General features: G+C 29.3%; 18 protein-coding genes, 1 pseudogene and 1 riboswitch. Of the genes and pseudogenes, 8 read left to right on the top strand and 11 right to left on the bottom strand.

What is annotated here, in order from left to right:
- Nucleotides 1-117 precede the first annotated feature (117 nt).
- Both Q0O83_RS10600 and Q0O83_RS10595 read right to left on the bottom strand, forming a co-directional pair.
- A complete protein-coding gene (locus tag Q0O83_RS10600; RefSeq protein ID WP_294096926.1) occupies nt 118-1,722 on the bottom strand; it encodes an ATP-binding cassette domain-containing protein in 1,605 nt (534 codons plus the stop codon).
- A gap of 121 nt (nt 1,723-1,843) precedes the next feature.
- Entirely contained in the window at nt 1,844-4,795 is a 2,952-nt protein-coding gene (locus Q0O83_RS10595; protein WP_294096924.1) for a glycoside hydrolase family 2 TIM barrel-domain containing protein, read from the bottom strand.
- Nucleotides 4,796-4,986: 191 nt separating this feature from the next.
- Between Q0O83_RS10595 and Q0O83_RS10590 the strand changes: the two genes are divergently transcribed.
- The 6 genes from Q0O83_RS10590 (at nt 4,987) to Q0O83_RS11855 (ending at nt 10,497) form a co-directional block, all read left to right on the top strand.
- On the top strand, nt 4,987-5,652 hold the full coding sequence (locus tag Q0O83_RS10590; RefSeq protein ID WP_294096923.1) for a SprT family zinc-dependent metalloprotease: 666 nt from the start codon (nt 4,987-4,989) through the stop codon (nt 5,650-5,652).
- Complete coding sequence (locus tag Q0O83_RS10585; protein ID WP_052191749.1) at nt 5,649-6,248, top strand: ECF-type riboflavin transporter substrate-binding protein; 600 nt, start codon at nt 5,649-5,651, stop codon at nt 6,246-6,248. Before Q0O83_RS10590 ends, Q0O83_RS10585 begins: the two co-directional genes overlap by 4 nt.
- Before the next feature lie 14 nt (nt 6,249-6,262).
- The gene (locus Q0O83_RS10580; protein WP_294096922.1) at nt 6,263-7,951 is read left to right on the top strand and encodes an ABC transporter ATP-binding protein; all 1,689 of its coding nucleotides are present in this window, start codon (nt 6,263-6,265) and stop codon (nt 7,949-7,951) included.
- On the top strand, nt 7,951-8,781 hold the full coding sequence (locus Q0O83_RS10575) for an energy-coupling factor transporter transmembrane component T (protein WP_294096920.1): 831 nt from the start codon (nt 7,951-7,953) through the stop codon (nt 8,779-8,781). Before Q0O83_RS10580 ends, Q0O83_RS10575 begins: the two co-directional genes overlap by 1 nt.
- A gap of 100 nt (nt 8,782-8,881) precedes the next feature.
- Entirely contained in the window at nt 8,882-9,481 is a 600-nt protein-coding gene (locus Q0O83_RS10570; RefSeq protein ID WP_294096918.1) for a hypothetical protein, read from the top strand.
- Nucleotides 9,478-10,497 (top strand): EpsG family protein, encoded by a 1,020-nt coding sequence (locus Q0O83_RS11855; protein WP_366515963.1) that lies wholly within the window; start codon nt 9,478-9,480, stop codon nt 10,495-10,497. The genes Q0O83_RS10570 and Q0O83_RS11855 overlap by 4 nt, the downstream gene beginning before the upstream one ends.
- 41 nt (nt 10,498-10,538) lie before the next feature.
- Here Q0O83_RS11855 and Q0O83_RS10565 read toward each other — a convergent pair whose 3' ends face one another.
- From Q0O83_RS10565 to Q0O83_RS10535, 7 genes and pseudogenes are all read right to left on the bottom strand, one after another.
- Nucleotides 10,539-10,841 (bottom strand): FMN-binding protein, encoded by a 303-nt coding sequence (locus tag Q0O83_RS10565; RefSeq protein ID WP_294096917.1) that lies wholly within the window; start codon nt 10,839-10,841, stop codon nt 10,539-10,541.
- 128 nt (nt 10,842-10,969) lie between these two features.
- Complete coding sequence (locus Q0O83_RS10560; protein ID WP_294096915.1) at nt 10,970-12,349, bottom strand: sodium:alanine symporter family protein; 1,380 nt, start codon at nt 12,347-12,349, stop codon at nt 10,970-10,972.
- 125 nt (nt 12,350-12,474) lie between these two features.
- Nucleotides 12,475-12,569, bottom strand: a riboswitch (glycine riboswitch).
- 172 nt (nt 12,570-12,741) lie between these two features.
- Nucleotides 12,742-13,641: an ROK family protein gene (locus Q0O83_RS10555; protein WP_294096913.1), complete on the bottom strand. Its 900-nt coding sequence runs from the start codon at nt 13,639-13,641 to the stop codon at nt 12,742-12,744.
- 11 nt (nt 13,642-13,652) lie between these two features.
- Nucleotides 13,653-14,522: an N-acetylneuraminate lyase gene (locus Q0O83_RS10550; protein WP_294096912.1), complete on the bottom strand. Its 870-nt coding sequence runs from the start codon at nt 14,520-14,522 to the stop codon at nt 13,653-13,655.
- A 23-nt stretch (nt 14,523-14,545) separates the two neighbouring features.
- Nucleotides 14,546-16,374: pseudogene (locus tag Q0O83_RS10545) on the bottom strand (TRAP transporter large permease subunit).
- Between the two features lie 30 nt (nt 16,375-16,404).
- Entirely contained in the window at nt 16,405-17,391 is a 987-nt protein-coding gene (locus Q0O83_RS10540) for a sialic acid TRAP transporter substrate-binding protein SiaP (protein ID WP_294096911.1), read from the bottom strand.
- A gap of 52 nt (nt 17,392-17,443) precedes the next feature.
- On the bottom strand, nt 17,444-18,439 hold the full coding sequence (locus Q0O83_RS10535; RefSeq protein ID WP_294096909.1) for a substrate-binding domain-containing protein: 996 nt from the start codon (nt 18,437-18,439) through the stop codon (nt 17,444-17,446).
- Nucleotides 18,440-18,592: 153 nt separating this feature from the next.
- Here Q0O83_RS10535 and Q0O83_RS10530 point away from each other — a divergent pair, with 153 nt between their 5' ends.
- Nucleotides 18,593-19,003, top strand: a complete 411-nt coding sequence (locus Q0O83_RS10530; protein ID WP_294096908.1) for a hypothetical protein — start codon at nt 18,593-18,595, stop codon at nt 19,001-19,003.
- A gap of 31 nt (nt 19,004-19,034) precedes the next feature.
- On the opposite strand, the gene Q0O83_RS10525 is transcribed toward Q0O83_RS10530, so the two are convergent.
- Both Q0O83_RS10525 and Q0O83_RS10520 read right to left on the bottom strand, forming a co-directional pair.
- Nucleotides 19,035-19,820 carry a Cof-type HAD-IIB family hydrolase gene (locus Q0O83_RS10525; RefSeq protein ID WP_294096907.1) on the bottom strand — a complete coding sequence of 262 codons (786 nt, stop codon included), beginning with the start codon at nt 19,818-19,820 and terminating at the stop codon, nt 19,035-19,037.
- Between the two features lie 70 nt (nt 19,821-19,890).
- Nucleotides 19,891-21,354: an ABC transporter substrate-binding protein gene (locus tag Q0O83_RS10520; RefSeq protein WP_294096905.1), complete on the bottom strand. Its 1,464-nt coding sequence runs from the start codon at nt 21,352-21,354 to the stop codon at nt 19,891-19,893.
- Nucleotides 21,355-21,462: 108 nt separating this feature from the next.
- On the opposite strand from Q0O83_RS10520, the gene Q0O83_RS10515 reads away from it, so the two are divergent.
- Nucleotides 21,463-21,807 carry a winged helix-turn-helix domain-containing protein gene (locus tag Q0O83_RS10515; protein WP_294096903.1) on the top strand — a complete coding sequence of 115 codons (345 nt, stop codon included), beginning with the start codon at nt 21,463-21,465 and terminating at the stop codon, nt 21,805-21,807.
- Nucleotides 21,808-21,809 lie beyond the last annotated feature (2 nt).

Raw genomic sequence — 21,809 nt, 5'->3', positions numbered from 1 at the left:
ACGCTCTACCAACTGAGCTACTCCCGCTAACGTCTTGAAGGAATCCCTCAAGACAAAAAAATTGTATCATAATTTATAAATAATGTCAATAACTTTTTTTCTTTTTTGAAAAAATTATTAATTTTTTATTCTAAATCTCTTATCACGAATATCATAAGTTACAAATCCAATTCTTCTCATCAGAACTTTATCATGACTTACTAATATAACTGCTCCTGGATAATCTAATAACATATTTGCTATAGCTGTTCTAGAGTAGTCATCCATATATGTTGTTGGCTCATCTATTATAAGTAGGTCTGTTTCCATTAAAGTATTTGTAAATATCTCTAATCTCTTTTTCTCTCCACCTGATAACATGAATATTCTCTTATCTCTGAACTCTAGCTCATTGTTATATAAGTTATCTATTGCTGCCTCTATAAACTCATCTGACAACCCAGTTTTATCTTTTAAATAATCTTTGATATATATATTTTCATTAGCGAAAACTGTATCTTGCTCTATGAAAGCAACAGTCGCCTTTTCATTTATAAATACCTCACCTGATGTTGGTTGATCTAATCCAGCAATAATCTTTAATAATGTAGATTTTCCTGAACCATTCTCTCCAACGATACATATTTTTGTATCTCTATCTACAACTAAGTTAGCATCCTTATATAACATCTTATCTGGATACTCTTTCATAACATCTTTTAAAACTACAATTGGTCCTTCAAACTCTTTTTTTCCAGTTATCATAACATCTTCTGGAGCATCGATATAGTCATACTTATACTCTGGTGAGAACTTGATTCTCTCTCTTTGAAGTCTTTCTAACTCTTTTCTCATTCTTCTTAAAATAACAGCATGAGCATGTTTGTTATTACATCTCTCTAATAACTTTAATTTTTTCTCAATAGCTTCTTGAGTATCTTCGATTACCTCTTCAGTTTCTCTATTTTTCTTTTTTCCTTCAGCTATTCTAACTTTTTTCTCTTTTAAATATTTTTGGTGGTCACACTCGTAAACCCCAACCTCAAAGTTATCTATATCAAATATCTTAGTTGCAAAAGTTCTAATGAAATCAATATTATGTGATATCACTAAGAAAGCTTTTGGACTGTTATTGATATAATCTGTTAACCAAGCTGTCTTTTTCTTATCAAAGAATGATAGAGGCTCATCTAAAATTATTAAATCAGAATCACTAAATAAAGTAGTAGCCAGTCTTATATACTGTCTTTCTCCTCCACTTAACTCTCTGAATTTTTTATCTAACTTATCAGTTAGTTCAAATGTTTCAATGAACTCTGATTGAATATGGATGTATGAGTATCCACCTAAACTTTCAAACTCATCTGAAAGTCTTGAATATTTCTCCATTACTTTTTCATCGTTATCCATATCTCCAGTAAATTCTGCTGAAACTGCATCTAATTCTGCTTGAATAGCCATTACTTTTTGGAATGGTGAGTTTAGTAGCTCTTGAACATTGCTATCTAAATCCAATCTTCCAAACTGGTCAAAACAAGCTATAACAGCTTCCTCTTCTCTAATTACTGTTCCTCTATCTGGTGATTCTGCTCCAGTTAAAAGTTTTATTAAAGTAGATTTTCCAGTTCCGTTGTTTCCAACAAGAGCTATTTTATCTCCAGAATTTACTTCTAAATCTACATGTTTATATAAATTTTGTGAAAAAAATGATTTCGATACATTTTTAAACTCTATTATAGTCATTTTCATCTCCTATTTTCTATTAAATTTAACGTATTATTATACCATGATTTATATTTTTTAGCAATATGAGCCTTTAAAAATAAGAAAAGCTAGAAGAGTGGAACCCCTTCTAGCTTTTCTATTAAATATTCGCTTCTAATGTGTATGTAAATACATATTTTTTATTGCTTCTAACTAAATATTCATCATGTGTCGGTGCTCCCCAAGAATCGTCTCCTCCAACTCCCATCTGAATCATATTTATATTTAAAGCTGTACAGTGTGATTTTGGTAACTCGTAGTGGTGATAAGCACTCTCAATCTCACTCACAGTATAAGGTAGTGCACTAAACTCAAATGGAATATCTCCTGAAACTTTCATTCCAAATCCTGTTTTATCAGTTATCTCTGCCCATCTTGTTCCAACTCTATTTCCACACTCTTGCGGAATTACATATTGACTCATATTTTTTTCTACATCACTTTCAAATATTCCTAATCTAGAACCATGAACTCTATCTATATAGTTTTCCTCTGGCCCCATTCCATACCACTTTATTTCTGAGTATTCTTTTGGTAGCTTATAGCTCATTCCAAATAGTGGCATATCTGATAATCCTTCAACTCCATCATACTCCATAGTCACTTTAATCTTTCCATCTACAAACCCTTCATAACTTAAAACAACTGTTGTTGCTGGAATTGTAGGTAAATCGTAAGTTGCCTTTATCTCGATAGAATTTTCCTTTTCAAAAGTTTCAACACTGCTCATCTTAGCATAGCTAGAAGCCAATTTCCACTGAGCATATCTAAATGGCATCTTATTTCCTCTGTCATTGTCAGTTGAAGCTCTCCAGAAGTTCGGCATCACAACCCCATCTACAAACTCCTTTCCACAAAGCTTTAAAGAGATTAATCCACCATAAGCTTTTGAGAAGATAAGTTCTGAATTTTTAGTTTTTATACCTATATTAAATCCACCATCTATTAAAGTTGGTTTTCCTTCTAAATTATTTTTTAATTTTGCTTCCACTTTATAGACTTTTTGTCCAAAACAGATTTCATGTCCTTTAGAAGCATAGAATCTATCCTCTTTTAAATGTAATGAAACTTCAATCGTATATTCTCCACTCTCTTTCATTTTTGGAAGATGTAACTTAAACTCTTTTTCAGATAATGGTTTAACAGCACACTCTAAAGATTCCCCGAATATCTCAACTCCATTTTTTAATAACTTTACTCTAGTTTCATATTCGTTACAATTCGTAAATAAACTTTCATTATAAATTGTAAAACTTTTTTCTGTTACATTTATTTTATAATCTGAGAATAACTGCTTTATCTCTTGAACTTTTGGTGAAATCTGTCTATCACCATAGATTATTCCATTTACACAGAAATTATAGTCCGTTGGTCTATCTCCAAAATCTCCACCAAAAGCTAAATAATCATTTCCAAATGGATCTTTTTTCATAAGTGATTGGTCTATGTAGTCCCAGATAAATCCACCTTGATACATAGGGTATTTTCTTTCTAACTCTGTATATTTATTAAGTCCTCCGTTTGAATTCCCCATAGCATGAGAGTATTCACAAAGTACAAAAGGTTTTTCTGGTGTTTCTTGTAGATACTTTTCTACCTCATGAACTTTTGCATACATTCTACTTTCCATATCTGAAGTTTTATCATATCTTCTATCCCAGAATATACTTTCATAATGAACAACTCTAGTTTTGTCTAACTCTCTTAAATATTCAGACATTTTAAATATGTTCTCTCCACCAAACGACTCATTTCCACAAGACCAAATAACTATCGAAGGGTAATTTTTATCCCTTTCAAACATAGATTTAGTTCTATCCATAACATTCTCTAGCCATTCAGGATTATTATTTGGAATAACTTTCTCTGGACAAGGTTGTCCTAGAATTTGCCAAGTTCCATGTGTTTCTAAATTTACTTCATCAATCACATAAAGTCCATATTCATCACAAAGCTCATACCATCTTGTTTGATTTGGATAATGTGATGTTCTAACAGCATTAAAATTATTAGCTTTTAAGAATTTTATATCCCAAATCATATCCTCTTCTGATACTGCTCTTCCGTTATAACAACTAAATTCATGTCTATTTACACCTTTGAAAACAATACGTTCTCCATTTATCTTCATTATTTTATCTTCAATTTCAAACTTTCTAAATCCAAATTTTTGAGAACACTCCTCTATAATTTTTCCACTCTCAGAGTCCTTTACTATAACTCTTACTTCATAAAGGTTTGGCTTTTCTGCACTCCATAGCTTTGGATTTTCAAACTTTTTTGATAACTCTATTTTTAAATTTTTCTCTATTTTTAATACATTTTCCTCAACACTTAAAACAACTTCATTTTTATCTAAAAGTTGCATCTCAATATCAACAGTTATCTCTCTTTCAGACTCTATCTTTAAACTATTTTTTAAATTGGCTTTTTTTAATCCGCTTCCTAGCTCTGATGTTATAAACATATCTTTCACATGAACCTCAGGTGTCGAATATAGATAAACATCTCTAAATATTCCACTCAATCTCCAGAAATCTTGGTCTTCTAACCAACTTCCACTACACCATTTATAAACTTTAGCTTTTATCTCTGCTTTTCCTTCCTTTATATATGGTGTTAAATCAAATTCACTCGGTGTAAAACTATCCTCACTGTAACCTACAAACTCATCATTACAATAAAGTTCTAAACACGACTCCACTCCTTGGAAAGAGATATACACTGGTCTATCTTTCCAATCTTTTGGAATAACTACTTCTGTTTTATAAACTCCAAATGGATTGAACTCTTTTGGAACCTCCCCAGGCTCTAAATTTTCTCTTCCATCCCAAGGATACATTGTATTTACATATTGTGGTTCTCCATACCCTTGAAGCTCCATATGCCCTGGTACTTTTATTTTTGACCAATTTGGTGAATCACAGTATGAAAAATCCCAAATACCATTTAATGATTTTCTCCACTCTATATTTAAACCTGAATATTTATGATTTGAATGTGCACTTAACCTATTTATTTTAAAAACTCTTGGATTATGTAAATTTTCCATAAAATCCTCCCCTACTTATTTAAATTACTAATATATAATCATAATTTACTAAATATAGCAATTAACTACAAAAAGTTATCAAAAACTTTATTAACTTATTAAAAAAAGAGCGTATCACATTAATTTTTATTTGGCAAATCAAAGTATTGTGGTAAAATATACTCAATTGACAAAATTTTGAAGGTGATTAAATGAAGTACAATGTCATTATTACTAAAAAAAATATAAAAAATATTATTCTCAAAGTTAAAAGTGATGGTACAGTTACTCTTTCAGTTCCTAAAAGAACAACAAACGATTTTATTGAATCTTTTCTTAAATCTAAGAATGAATGGATTCTAAAAAATCTCGAAAAAATTAAAAAAAATCCAGTTAAAGCAGTTGACAAATCATATAAAAATGGAGACAATATAGAGTATCTTGGAAAAAATTATATTTTAAAAATTTTTACTAGTATCTCTAATAAAATTGAAATTGATAAAGACTCTTTAATAATTTTTACCAATAAAGAGATAACTGAAAAAAATATAGAAACTCTTCTATATAATTGGTACAAAGAAAAAGCCTCAGAAATTTTTAAAATATCTTTAAATAAATATAGTAATCTTATCGGTGAGAAATTTTTAGATTTTAAAATTCGAAGAATGAAACGTCGTTGGGGATCTTGTCGGTATCTAAGTAAGGTTATCACACTGAACTTAGAGCTTATCAGAAAACCTCAAGAGTGTATTGATTATGTTTGTCTACATGAGGTAGCTCATTTAAGATATCCACATCATCAAAAAGAGTTCTGGGATTTTATAAAAGTTTATATGCCTGATTGGAAGATTCGAAAAGAAAGGTTGGACAAAATATGATTAAAAAGTATATTGGAGAAGATGGATTCAGATATTATGTAAAAAAAACTGAACTATTTTCTACAAAAAATGTTGTTGCAATAGGTATTGGAGCTGCACTGTATAGTGTTCTCTCTGGAGTAGCTATCCCTGTTGGTCCTAACACATCATTTAGAATAGCTGTTGCTCTTCTTACAATTTTTGGAGCTATATTCGGACCTGTTGTTGGGTTTTTTGTTGGATTTGTTGGACACGCTTTAAATGATATGATTATGTGGGGAAGCGTTTGGTTTAGTTGGGTATTCCTTTCCGCTGTTATTGGTCTTTTTGGAGGAATGATTGCTCTAGATAAAAGTTTCTCTTTAGAAACAGGCCACGTTACTAAATTTCATATATTTAAGATGTACGTTTATTCAATCTTAGGAATGATTGCTGCTGGACTTGCTGCATATGTCGGAGATGTGTATTTTTATGGTGAGCCCGCTCAAAAAGTTTGGATTCAAATAGCACTTGCTACATTTACAAACTTTGTTGTTACCGCTGCTTTAGGTATCCCTATTATTCTTGGAATTGCAGCTAGAAAAAGAAAATATTCAAATTTAAAAATAGAAGATTAATTAAAGGAGTATAGATGATTAACGTAGTAGAATTTAAAGATTTTACTTTTAAATATGTGAATCAATTAGAACCAACTCTAAAAAATATCAATTTAGAGATTAAAAAAGGTGAAAAAGTTCTAATTGCTGGACCAAGTGGTAGTGGAAAATCTACTCTTGGAAGCTGTTTAAATGGTATTGTTCCCTTTTCTAAAGAGGGAGGTTTCAAAGGAACTTTAACTGTTAATGGTATAGAACCTTACGAAACAAGTATTTTTGATATCAGTAAAAATGTTGGTACAGTTTTACAGGATCAAGATGGACAATTTATAGGTCTAACTGTTGGAGAGGATGTTTCATTCATCGATGAAAATAATCTCGTTCCTCAAGAAGAGATGATTAGAGATACTAGAAGTGCATTATCAACTGTTGCTATGGAGAGTTTTATAAATCATAGTCCTGGAGAACTTTCTGGTGGGCAGAAGCAATCTGTATCTTTAGCTGGAATAATGAGAAGTTCAGCTGATATTCTTCTTTTTGATGAGCCTTTAGCAAACCTTGACCCATATAGTGGAAAACACGCTATGAAACTTATCTGTGATATTCAAAAGAAAACAGGAAAAACAATTATTGTTATTGAACATAGAATTGAGGATGTTTTAGAGCAGGATTTCGATAGAGTTATTATTTTAAATAAAGGTGAGGTTGTGGCTAATGGGACTCCTGAAGAGCTATTTAGAAAAGATATGTTCAGAAAGTATGGTCTTAGAGAGCCTCTATATATTGAAGCTTTAAAGTATTCGGGTGTAGATTTAGAAAAAGATTCTATCTATCCAATCACAGAAATTGGAACTATCCAAAATATTGAAAAAGTTCAAAAATGGTGTGATTCTATCAAAATTAAAAAGAACGAATTTAAAGAAAATATTTTAGATATTAAAAATATATGTTTCTCTTATAACGAAGAGAAATCTATATTAAAAGATGTCGCTTTCTCTGTTAATAAAGGAGAGATTTTAGCTCTTTTAGGAAATAATGGTGCTGGTAAATCTACTCTTTGCAAAGTTATAACTGGAATTGAAAAAGAAACTTCTGGAGATATAACTCTTCTTAATAAAAGCATTATTAAAGAGAGTATCAAAAGAAGAGGAGAAAAGATTGGATTTGTTATGCAAAATCCAAATCATATGATCACTCAAGAAACTCTTCTTCAAGAAGTCCAGTTTGGATTAAAAATAAGAGGTATTAAAGACTATGTTGAGAAAGCTGAAAAAGCTTTAGAAGTTTGTGGTCTTCATGAGTTCAGACATTGGCCTGTTACATCTCTTAGTTATGGACAAAAAAAGAGATTAACAATTGCTGCTATTTTAGCTTTAGAGCCTGAAGTCTTAATTTTAGACGAACCAACTGCAGGACAGGATTATAAAAGATATAAAGAGTTTATGAGTTTTATAAAGGATATTGCTAAAAAAGGGGTTGGAATTATTCTTATAACTCATGATATGCATCTTGCTTTAGAGTATGCTAATAGAGCTGTTGTTTTATGCAATGGAACTATTGTAGCTAATAATACTCCTACAATTATTTTAGGTGAAAAAGAGTTGATGGAAAAATCTAATTTAAAAGAGACATCTCTTTCACAAATGGCAAAAATAATGAAATTAGATTCAGAGATATTAATGAATTCATTCATTAACTTTGAAAACGTAGGAGGGATTAGATAATGTCTAGAGCTGGTACTTTATATATTGATAAAGATTCAGCTATCCATTCGATAGATGGAAGTATAAAATTTTTACTGCTTCTTGTTTGGACAGCTTCAGTCTTTTTATTTAACGATTTTAGAGTGTTTATAACATTTTTTGTTGTTGGAATGACTCTATTAAAAATTGCTAAGATTCCATTTAAGTCAATAAAACCACTATTCCAATTTATTGTTCTATTTACTATTTTGAACTCTCTATTCTTAATAGTTGTGACTCCTGGATATGGTTCGACTTTAACTGACACTACTACTGCGCTTTTAACAATCAAAGGAATCACTCTTTCATTAGAAACTGTTTGGTTTGCTTTAACTCTTTCTATGAAATATCTTGCTGTTTTTCCTATAATGATGTTGTTTATATTTACAACTCATCCAAGTAAATTCGCAAGTAGTTTAAATAAAATTGGTGTTTCTTACAAGGTTGCTTATGCTATAAATATTGCTCTTAGATATATTCCTGATGTAAGAGATGAGTTTAAAAATATTATGCATGCTCAAGAAGCTAGAGGAGTAGCTTTCAGAAAAGAGGATGCAAATATTTTAACAAGACTTAGAAACTACAATACAATTTTATTTCCATTAGTACTTTCATCTTTAAATAGAGTTGAAGTTATATCTAATGCTATGGATTTAAGAGGTTTTGGTCATAAAAATAAAAGAACTTGGTATAGTTCTCAAAAATATGGAAAGATTGACTTTATAAGTTTAATTTTAATGATCTTACTTTTAGTTTTATCAATATATTTAAAAATATATGTTTTAAAAGGATTCTGGTATCCTTTTAGTTAATTATTCTAAATACTAATTTAAAAAAACCTCTTTTTTAGAGGTTTTTTTCATTTTTTATAGTATTAAATATAGAAGATAAAATATTTATGGAGGTTGCTATATGTCCACTCAACTTTTAAAATTGATTAAAAAAAATATAAAAACTTTTCTTAGTATATTTTTTATATGTATATCTTTTACATCCTATATTTATAATACTAATCCTATAAGCTATTCTGCTAAAGGCTTTTTCAAATATATTGAACCAGAAGGTCAAATTAAAATAACTAAAATAGATGGAAATGGAATAATTACTTATGAAAGTTTTACTCCAGGTGATGGTGGACTTTACATTCCCAGTCTAATAAAAAGTGATTCTTTAAACCTTTCATTGAATACTGGAAATGGAATATATACCGTGACTGCTAAATCTTTTGATCCAACTTCTGCAATCAATGATGTAAATAATTTTTTATCTAAACTTTTAAAATCTAATACAGACTTTTTAAAAGATAAACTTTTATCAATTGAAGATGAGGAGAAAAAAATAAAAATTAATAGTTTAATTAAAACTCCAGCAACATCATTTCCTTTAATTATTGAAGCAGAAAAAGTTGAAATAATTGATAAACGCTATCTTATAATATTCTATGGGTTTATTCTATCTTTTTTTATCTCTTTAACTGTTTCTATTTTAAAAGAAAGAGTTGATGAGATATGATTTTTGTATTGGGTATATTTGGTATTTTTCTATTCTATACTATCTTTTTTACAGAAGATATCTATGAAAAACAAATTTTAATGATTCCTTTAGTTATTTTAATTTTTTATAGTGGAGGAAGGTTAAATGTTGGTGGATATGATTATCATGTTTATAAATATTTTTATGAACTGCCCTATTTTCAAAATCCATATAGCTATGAAAAATTATTTGTTATTTTAAGGGATTTTTCAAAATTTGTAGGTTTAAATTATAACTTTTTTTTATTTTTTCTAAGTTTAATTTTTAATTTCACCATCTATAAACTTTTTACTACATATAGTATTCAACCGACTTTATCTTTCTTAATATATTTATCAACATTTTATTATTGGCACAATTTTACAATTATTCGAAATTTTATTGCGATTTTAATTTTTTGGATAAGTTTAAAATATATTTTAGAAAAAAAACTACTAATCTACGTCTGCTTAATAACAATAGCTTGCCTTTTTCATAAAACGGCTATTGTATTATATCCACTATATTTTATTTTAAATTATAAGTTCACTAAAAAATCGTTAATATTTATTTTTAGTTTAGCTTTACTTATAAACCCTATATCATACTTAATTTTTAGGTTAAATATTAGTTTTTTAGGATTAAGTGAGCGTTTAAATAGATATTCTCATATAATTGAATATGGAAACTTCTTTGAATTTTCAGAATTATTTTTACTTGTTTTTATTAGTTTGTTTTTTATTAAAAATATTTCAGAAAAAGAGAGGGTATTTATCAATCTAAATATTATTGCTCTTTTTATATTTATTAGTTTTTACAGATTTGCTATTATTTTAAGATTTTTAGAATATTTTAGATTTGGTGTTTTTATAACAATACCTTTTATAATATCTAAAATTGAAAATAAATTTATTAAAAATTTAATTTTTATGGCCACACTTTTTTATTTAACTTTTAAATATTATCATACTATAAATGCTTATGCTATTTATAACTATAATAGTTGGATAATATAAAAAAGCTGAGACAATCTTATATCTCAGCTTGATTTAACTAACTATTTACCTGTTGCGTTATTTACTGCTTCTAAGAATCCTTCAGAAGTATATGTAGCTCCTGCTACAACATCTACTTGTGATGATTGTGCTTCAATAACCTTTTTTGTTAACTCTTCAATTGCTGGATTCGAAATTCCTGGAGTATCGCTATTCTCTTTTACTTCAATAGCTGTTATTTTATCTCCATCCATTGTTACCGCAACCTTTATATCATCTGCATATCCTAATCCAGTTCCTTCTTTTACTTCAGCAAATGCTACCGTTGATAACATTACTAACATTGATATTAAAAACTTTTTCATAATAATCCACCTTTCCTAACTTAATCTCACTATGAATTATACTGTATACTACCATTTTATGTCAAGAAAGAAATACAATTGATTCCAATTTTAATCACTTTTCACTCGTTTTTAACTCAATTTTTAAGCTATAATGTTACCCCTTCTTTTATATTCTCATTTTCTGGAAGAATATCATATTCTTTCATAGCGTTTCTAGCATATTTTCCTAATGCAAGAAGTGCTACTAAGTTTGGAAGTACCATCATTCCATTAAACATATCAGCTAATTCCCATACTAATTCAACCTTCATAACTGAACCTATAACAATCATTATCATAACTATAGCTCTATAAATATTAACAGATTTTTTATTTTTAAATATATATCTTACATTTGCTTCTCCAAAGAAATACCATCCTACTATTGTTGAAAATGCAAAGAATAGTAGACAGATAGCTATGAATACTTCACCAAAAGTTCCTAAAGTTTTAGCAAATGCTCCTTGAGTTAATACAATTCCAGCTCCAGAAGTTAAAGATACTTTAGATGTTAATATTACTAATGCTGTTCCTGTTAAAACTATAAATGTATCAATAAAAACTGTTATTACAGCTACAATTCCTTGCTCTCCTGGATGAGATACTTTTGCTATTGCATGAGCATGAGGTGTTGATCCCATTCCAGCCTCATTTGAAAATAGTCCTCTTGCAACTCCATATCTAACCGCTTGCTTTACACTAATACCCATAGCTCCTCCAAAAGCAGCTTGTGGATTAAAAGCAGAATAGAAAATAGATGTTACTGCGGGAATTACCTCTTTATAGTTTATCATTATAATTACAAAACAGGCTAATATATACAGCCCTGCCATTACCGGAACTATCTTCTCTGTTACTGATGCTATTCTTTTTATTCCTCCAAAGAATACAAATCCAGCTAAAACTGAAACTACAATTCCTACTAAAGCTGGTGATGCACCAAAAGCATGTCCAAAAGCTGCTGAAATTGAGTTTGCTTGAACTGCGTTACCCATAAGTCCTAAAGCACCTATACATGCCATTGCAAAGAAATATGCCAATCCTTTTGCAATCTTTTTATTTTTTAACGAATTCTCAATATAATAAGCAGGTCCCCCTGTTATTTGTCCATCCACTCTTTTTTTGAAAACCTGTCCTAAAATTGCCTCTACATAAACTGTTGCCATTCCGAAAAATGCACTTGCCCACATCCAAAATATTGCTCCTGGTCCTCCAGATGCGATTGCTGTTGCTGCTCCTGCTAAATTTCCTGTTCCAACTTGGGCCGCTACTGCTGTAGCCAAAGCTTGGAATGACGACATTCCATTTTTATCTGCTGCCTTACCATTTAAGTTAATTGATCCTGTTACATGCTTTATTCCCTCTTTAAACTTTCTAATTTGAATAAAGTTTAACTTCAAAGTAAAATAAATTCCTGTTCCCATCAATAATATAATTAAAAAATTACCCCATAAAAAACTGTTTACACTTGTTACAATATCTTGCATTTGAATTCCTCCTAAAAATTTTTTTAAATGCAAAATTGAATAAAAAAAGAAGGTATTTCAAAAAATACCTTCTGGAATTAAAAAAGAATTATACACAAAAAATAGTTAATGGAAAACTTTTATTGCATAATTCCTCTGTCCTTTTACCTGAGAGTTTAGTCCAAAATTTCTTTTGGGTTTGCTCCTTCGGTGCTCATAGAGTCTCTCCAGAGGCTCGTCCAGTATAGGTCCTCAAGTTTTTCAACTAACCTGAAAGATTCACTTCTTCGGTGGTCATTTCTGACACTCTCCCTATACCTTCAACCGATTTTCTATTCAATTTTTGTTAATCTTGTTATGAGGTCTATTGTAAAATGAAAAGTTTTTTTTGTCAATAACTTTTTTTGGTCTTTTTATTTTATTTTTTTCAATAACAGGTGTGAAGCTCCTAACATTCCAGCATCATTACCTCTTTCAGCCATTTTAATATCTAATATATCTAAGTAGTTTTTCATTACTTTTTGTTCTAAACTCTTCTGGAAAATATTTTTTAAAAAATCACCTTGTTTAGAAACTCCTCCTCCTATAACAACGAGAGAGGGATTAAATATATATATCAAAGTTGCTAGTCCATCTGTAAAATAATCTGCCCACTCATGTACTAACTCTTTATATTCAACGTTATTTTTATGAACCTCTTCAAATATCTCTCTTCCATTAAGTTTTTTAGAAAATTTTTCTTCCGCCATTCTTAAAAGTGCTGTTGTTGATGCATAACCTTGATAGCACCCCTTATTTCCACAACCACATTGAACCCCATTTTTTACGATTTGAATATGTCCAAACTCTGCTGCGACACTTCCTTCACCTCTTAGAAGTTCTCCGTTTAGTATAACTCCTCCACCGATTCCTGTTCCTATTGTCAAACAAATAAAGTTTTCTTTTCCTGCTGCTGCTCCCATCCACATCTCTCCTAGTGCAGCACAGTTTACATCATTTTCTAAAACTGCTGGTAAGCCATATTTATCCTCTAATATCTGAACTAAATTAGTTCCTATCCATCCTGGAATAAGATTTGTTCCACCGACAACTTTTCCTATCTTTCCATCTATCTGTCCTGTCGCTGAAACTGCAATTCCTATTGTTCTATCATTTTTTAACTCTTCAACTATTCTGAATATCTTTTCTAATAACTGTTCTACACCCTTACTTGCCTCAGTTTGTAAAGAAGAGGAGAAGATAACCTCTCCTCCTGTACTAACTGAGCCATATTTTATCTCTGTTCCTCCAATATCTATGGCTACTATGTTCATTTCATCTGCTCCTATAAAAAGTTTCTGCCTATCTCTTTTGCTGCTTCAATTTTCTCTGCTGAAAGTTTCTTCATTGGTAATCTACAGTATCCTGCTGCTTCTACACCTTTTAATTTTAAAATCTCTTTTATTGTTTGATATAATCCATTTTTTAAAATAGCTTCAATTATATCGTTCAAATAACTTTGCTTCTCTCTTGCTAAAAGAAGATCTCCCTCTTGAACTAACTTAAATATCTCTTTTGCTATTTTTCCAGTCACATTGTAAGTGCTTCCTATAGCTCCATCCACTCCTAGCGCTACTGCTGGAAGTAACATCTCATCAAATCCAGCATATATTAGTTTATTAGGGAATGTTTTTCTAACTCTTTCCAATAAATAAAAGTCTCCAGCTGTAAACTTTATTCCAATTATTTTTTCATGGCATAAAAGTTCTCCAAATTGATCAACACTCATATTTACTCCAGTTAAAAATGGAATTGAATAGATTATCATATTATTATTTGTTTCATTTACAATTGTCATATAGTAATTTTTTATCTCTTCAAAATCAAATTTATAGTAAAACGGTGTTACTGCCGACAACGAATCATATCCCAAACTAGTTGCATATTTTCCCAATTCAATAGCTTCATATAAGTCTATCGATCCCACTTGAGCTATTAATTTCACATCATTTTTAGCTTCATCTTTTACAATTTCAAAAATTCTTTTTTTCATCTCTGTTGAAATCATAAAGTTTTCACCAGTACTTCCACCTACATAAAGTCCATCAACCTTCATTACATCAATATTGTATCTAACAATATTTCTTGTTCCTTTTTCATCTAAATCTCCATTTTCATGAAACGAAATAAGTAGTGCTGAATAAATACCTTTCATCTTGCTCCTCCAGATTTTTTAATTTATGCTCCTAATATTAAATTTGGTACAAATAAAACTATTTGTGGGAAAATTGTTAAAATAATTAAAGTTATAATTATTGGAATCAAAAACGGAATTACCCCTTTGGTTATAGTACTGACAGGAATTTTTCCAACTCTTGATACTACGAAAAGAGCCATTCCCATTGGTGGAGTTAATATTCCAATCATCAAGTTTAATGTACTTATAACTCCAAAGAATACTGGATCAATTCCAAATTGAATAACAACTGGAATTAACATTGGTAAAACTAATACTTGTAGTGCTAACGCTTCTATAAATGTTCCTAAGAAAATTAAAAGGAGATTTATCATTATTAAAACCATCAATGGTGACTTACCAAATGTTAAAAATACCTCTGCAATCTTCATTGAAATCTGTTCTCTAGCTATAACCTGTCCGAAGAAAGTTACACCCATTATCATTAAAACTGTTACTCCACTTATCTTTATTGTTTCAATAACATCTTTAACAAATCCCTGTACTGTTAGTTCTTTATATACAAAGAATCCTAAAGCCATTGAATAGCAAGTTGCAATTACAGCCGCTTCTGTTGGGGTAAAGTATCCCGAGAAAATTCCACCAATTATTATAAATGGAGTAAGTAAAGCCCAAAACGATTCTTTGAAAGATATTATCCTTTCTTGCATAGTTGCTTTTGGAGCTCTTTTGTAACCTCTTTTTTTACAAATAAAATAGTTCATTATCATCAAAGCAAATGTTAAAATAATTCCTGGAACAAATCCTCCTAAAAACAATCTTGCTATTGATTGGTCAGCTATAACTCCGTATATAATCATTGTTATGCTCGGTGGTACTAAAGGACCAATTATACACGAAGCCGCAGTTAATCCACCACATAAATCATCATCATAGCCTTCATCTCTCATAGCTTTTATCTCAAGTTGTCCCAGTCCTCCTGCATCAGCTAATGCCGATCCAGACATTCCTGAAAATATCAAACTTGCAAATATATTTACATGACCCATTCCACCTGTATAGTGACCTAATAAAGCCTTTGCAAATCTAAATATTCTTTCTGTTATTCCAGAGCTATTCATTAAAACGCCTGTCAAAACAAAGAAAGGAACACTCAATAAACTAAAACTATCTAAACTATCAACTAAAAGTGATCCTACAAAATATATTACATTCCAGTCCGTTAATGCAAAGAATAATAGTGTCGCAAAAACTAATGAAAATCCAACTGGAACTCCTATAAATATAAGCCCAAACCAAGATAAAAATGTTAATATTGTTACCATTCTTCATTCACCACCTTTTCATCCTCTATTGATTTTGATTCATCATCTTTTTCAATTGAGAAATTTTTAGGCTCTATTATAAGTTTACCAGATTTATAATCTTGAATTAAAACTTGGATAAATCTTACTAGCATTAATGAAGCCAAAATTGGTAGGGCTGCATACATCCAACCTGAAGATATTTTTAAAGCTATTAACTGAAATATCTTCTTTCTTAAAAATAACCTATACCCTATTTGAATCATTGAGAGCAAAGAGATGAATACAACTGATTGAATAAATGTGTTGGCTATTTTTAATCCCCTTCCTGAAAACTTATTGTATAAAAAATCTATAAAAACGTGTTGTCTATGTTTAACTCCAATACTTACACCTAACATCCCAGTATATGTAAATAGTAGAATAGCTAACTCTTCACTCCATATAAGAGGAGAGTCAAATACTTGTCTAAAGATGATTTGTGCTATTAGAATAGCAAACATTGTTATAAAAAGTATTGCACCTACAATCTCTTCAATGTTATCAAAAATTTTTCTTATATTCATATTCAACTCCTATACTCACAAATTACTCTCTTATCTTACAGAATTTATCTCTTCTAAAGCTTCTTTTCCTAATTTACCATTATTTTTCATATACACCTCATAGAATGGTTGCATCGCTTTTCTAAACGGTTCTAAATCTGGAGTTGTAACTGTTACCCCTTGCTCTTTAAAGAAATCAATTATACTTGCTTCTTCATCTACGAATAGCTTTGTATGGTACTGTGCTGCAATTTCAGCTTCTGATTTAATTAAATCTTGTAAATTTTGAGGTAATTTTTTCATTGAAGAAGCACTTGCTAAATATAGTTGGTCGTTTAATATATGATTAGTCATTGCTAAATATTTTTGTACTTCATAGAACTTTTGAGCTCTTATTGCTGATAATGGATTTTCTTGTCCATCAACCGAATTTGTTTGTAGTGCCAAATATACCTCTGAGAATGCCATCGGTGTTGGTGATGCTCCTGTATTCTTAGCATATTCTAAGTTTGAGTCAGCTCTTGGAACTCTTAACTTTAATCCTTTCATATCCTCTAAAGAATTAATTGGTCTATTTGATGTAGTTTGTCTTGTTCCATTATATGCTTGAGACAATATCTCTATGCTTAAATTATCTTTTATTTTCTTCTGTAAATTTTTACCAAAAGTTGTATCAAATGAAGCTCTTTTCATATGATCAAAATCTTCAATCACATATGGCAGTGAATAAACTTGTGCTTCTGGGAAAAATATATTAAATCTTGAAATTTCTGCAAATCCTAAATCTAAAACTCCAGCAGATAGCTGTTCAAGCATCGATCTATCGTCACCTAATTGAGCTCCTGGATATAACTCTACTATTATTTGTCCATTTGATTTTTCTTTTAAATGATTTGCAAAAGTCTCGGCTGCTTTATACTCATTTGAACTTGTATTTGCAACTAACCCCATTTTCAGCTTATAAACTTTTTCGTTTGCCCCAAATGCTACCATCCCAAAAACTAAAGTTAATCCTGCTACTTTTAACACTCTTTTCATTAAAATTTCCTCCCTTAAAATTTATTTTTGACTATATATAATAATCTCAGAACTAATCTAAACTCTCTCTAAAAATAATGTCTATCTTAGTTTGAAACCTCTGAGATCTTTTTATATCTGTTTTATATAATAATTCAAAAATTCTTTTTCCAGCTGTATAACCTTGGTTGTAGAAATCTTCTGATACCGTTGCAATAATCTTATTGCTTTCTAGTAATCCCCGTATTTTTTCATTGAAACCATTTGTTACAAATCTATAATTATCTCTTTTTATTTCCCCTAAATATTCGATAATCTCTGGTGCATATCTATTTATATATACTCCCTCTATATCTTCTGAGAGATAATTTAAAACTTTATTTTTATTTTCTAATAAACTCTCTATCTTTATAGGCCCTACATATTTTTTTTGGATTTCATCTAATTTTGCTGTAAATCCCTTCAAATACTTTTTAGAAGACATCAAATCGTCTCCACCATCAATTATTAAAATTTTCCCATCTTTTACAGTTACGTTTGACATTATATTTGCAGCTATTCTACCTGATTTTGTATATCTTGAATCTATATATGTAATCTCACTTGAAAGTTCCTTTCCAATAGAAACAACATGTAGTTCATTAATTACAGGCAAAATTATTTTTAATATCTCTTCAGTATCTAAAGGTGTTAAAATCAATCCATGAATTTTTTTATCTAATATTTTCTTTAAAATTTCAATCTGACCTATCCGATCACTTAGATCGACTTCTAAAATTTTTATCTTAACTCCATAAGCTTTAACTTCATCTTCAAAATCTTTTAATCCTGCTTTTATTTTTTTTGAATACTCTTCGTTAACTGACTTAGCTATTATCGCAACGATTTTTTTCTTTTCTTTTATTGCTAATGTACTTCCTAAGTAGTTTTTTTCATATCCTAATTCTTTAGCTAGCTCTAATACTTTTTCTTTTGTTTCTAATTTTATGCTTTTACTGCCATTAAGTGCTCTAGCTACTGTAGTTCTCGTTATCCCTAATTTTTTAGCTAAATCTTCTTGAGTTACCATCTTACACCTACCTTTGTTCTCGTGAACATGTTCGTTATTAATTTAATACAACATTTTTTTGGATTTGTCAAAATTTTTTTTAATTGTTCTTGTAAAAATTTGTAAAAGCATTTATAATATTATGATAAAAGAAGTTTCGAGAGGAGAATATTTATGAAAGTTATTAGTAAAACTAAACCAAAAGGTACAGAATATAATGAACTAAAAAATCTTAAAAAAGCTAAGAGAATTGTTAAAGCTAAAGAGGATAGAAGAAGAGCGGAAAACAAAAGAGTAAACGCTGAGGCTAGAAAAGAAAGAAAAATTGAAAATGAATTCTTAGATAGAGTATCAGAAGTTGAAATTTTAGGTTTCAATAAAGGAATGCTTCTTGTTCGTGTTGGAGATGAAGTTGAAAAAAGAAATCTTACTTACGGAAGAAGAAGTGTAGATTTAAAAGATAACATCTCTCTTCTTGGTAATTTCCAACTTAAACTATTTGGTGAAATGGTAGAACTTAAGAGATTAAAGAACTTTAATCAAATGAAAGATGAGTTAGCTTGGGCTATTTCAGAAGGTATCTAATTACAAAAAAAGTGGACTTGTGTCCACTTTTTTATATTTTTTGTATTAAAAATTTATACACACCATGATTATCATTAGTATCTGTCACTTCTTTCGAAATACTTTTTAACTCAGTTTCAGCATTTCCCATTGCAACTCCACATCCAACCATCATCAGCATCTCTTTATCATTATTTGCATCTCCAAATGCTATACAAGTTTCTAACTCTAAGCCTTTATCTTTCAATATTTTCTCTAAAGTTTTTCCTTTATTTACATCACTGTTTAAAACTTCTAAATATTTTTCTTGTGAATATGTCAAATGTACTTTATTTCCTAATTTTTCTTTAATCTCTTTTTCTATTTCTAAAAGGTTTACTCTTTCATCTACAAAAAGTGCTTTTGTCATTTTAAAACTATCAAATATATCAAAGTTTTTTTCTACAGTATCTAAACCTATATTATCTCTGTAGTATTTTGTTTGCCAATTATTCTTATTTTCTACTAACCACTCTTCATTTTGATATAAATTTAAATGTACCTTATTTTTTCTTGATATCTCAATTAATACTTTTACTATATCCTCTGAAAGTGGCTGTTCATAAATAACTTTACTATTTTTACTATCCACTACTTTTGCTCCATTATAACAGATGGCTATTATGGGTAATTCTAATTTTTTTATAACCCCTTCTGTTGCACTGTAAGATCTTCCTGTTACTATGAAAATCTCAACTCCTTTACTATAAAGTTCTTTTAGAATAGATATGTTCTCTTTACTGATATCCTTTTGTGAATTTAACAGTGTTCCATCTAAATCTAACGCTACCGATTTCATCTAAAGCCCACCTCCCAATATTTGATATATTATAACAAAAAATGAGGGAAATTTCCCTCATTTTTGTATCTTAATAATCTATATTTTCTAAAATATGATTTCCGTTTGCATTAAATTTAAATCCTTTTATTTTTTTATTTAAACCAATAGTATATGTTTTATATACTATTGGTATAATAGGATTTTCTTTTGATATTATATTTTGAACTTTATTGTAGATCTCTTTTCTCTTTTCCTGATTTTGCTCTTTTCTCGCTTCTTCTAACAATCTATCAATCTCTTTATTATCATAAAAACTTCTATTTCCTACTCCACCCTTTGAACTACTGTGAAGTAATGGATAATATCCATAATCCGCATCTCCTGTACTCGTATACCATAATCCTATTAAAGCATTATGCTGTCCCATTGCTGAGAGTTGTAAAAAAGATGATAACTCTAATGTTTTTATCTCTACATCTATTCCTATCTCTTTCAAATTTGCTTGAATAATTTGAGCCATTTGGTACTTACTTGTATCCTCATATATCCACAACTCAATTTTTATTGGCAAGCTATATTTTTTCATTATCTCTTTTGCTTTTTCTAAATTGTATATTTTATTCTCTTTTGCTGAGTATCCAAACGTAGTTGGAGTAATTATAGAATTGGCCACTTTTGATGTACTTTCAAATATAACTTCATTTATTGATTCTTTATCTAAAGCGTAACTGATTGCCTCTCTTAAATTAATATCATTTAATGGTGCCTTCTCTGTATTAATTGACAAAAAATCTGTTCCGTAAGATAACTCATTAATTACTGTTAAGTCTTTAGATTTTTCTAAAGATTTAACATCTATAGATGCTATATCATATGCTATTTGAACTTCATTTGTTTCTAGTGCAATAAATCTATTTGTGGCTTCTGGTATTGTTACAAACTCTATTCTTGAAACTTTAGGAATTTCTTTAAAATAATTTTCATTTTTTTCTAAAATAACTTTAACTCCTGTTCCCCAATCCAATAATTTAAATGCTCCTGTTCCAACTAATTTTCCATTTTTATCCTTTTTTACTATTGCTAATGATGAGTGTGTAAAATTATGCAAAACTATATTTATATTTGTTAATGATTTTATTTCAAGATTATATTTATCAATAACTTCTATTCTTTCAATCGGATCTATCAATACTTTTGTTACTGGAATAGTTTTATTTCTTTCTAAACTCTGTTTTACAATCACTGCTGTTAACTCTTCACCATCTTGAAAATATATCTTTTCTTTTAATTTTAACTTTAAAATATTTTTTTCAATCTGGAAACTTTCTACTAATTCTCCTTCTATTCTCCCCTCTTTATTAAGAATAAATAGATTATTATAAATCTGTTTTGTTATAGCTAGTGTCGAACTATCTGTATGCCTGTGTGGATCATATGATCTTCCACTATATCCTAGTGCTACTTTAATTACTTTGTTATTTTCATTACAAAAAGTCACTGTTGAAACTATTGTTAAAATAAATATTATAAAAAATTTTAAAAAGTTTTTCATTTCTTCCTCCCCTGAATTTATGCTATACTTTTATTAGTATGTCATACTTAGCTATATTTTTCAAAAAAATAAAGTAAATTGTAGTAATACACTTATTCGGAGGCTTTAATGAAAATACTATTTAAAAATTTTAAAATTAAAAACAGTAACTTTATATATATTCCTCTTTATACTTTTTTAAAGGAAAAAATTGAGAAAAAAGAGATTCAAAATAAACTACCTTCGATTAGAAAAGTCGCAAGTTTTTTAAATATTAGTTCTAATACGGTTGCTAAAGCATATTCTGAACTTGAAAAAATTAATTATATAAAAAGTTATAAAGGTAGTGGTTTTTTTATTGATTCAAACTTTTTATTTGGTCAAAAAGAGAAAACTTTAAATTTAGAAAATGATGATTTTTATAGTGCGACACGTTTCGTAATGAAAAGTTACGACATGTTAAAAGTAGCTTAGAA

This window comes from uncultured Cetobacterium sp. (assembly GCF_945952365.1).
GTDB lineage: Bacteria > Fusobacteriota > Fusobacteriia > Fusobacteriales > Fusobacteriaceae > Cetobacterium_A.
Note: the sequence above shows the minus strand (reverse complement) of the source record. Positions and strands in the feature narration are given on the sequence as shown.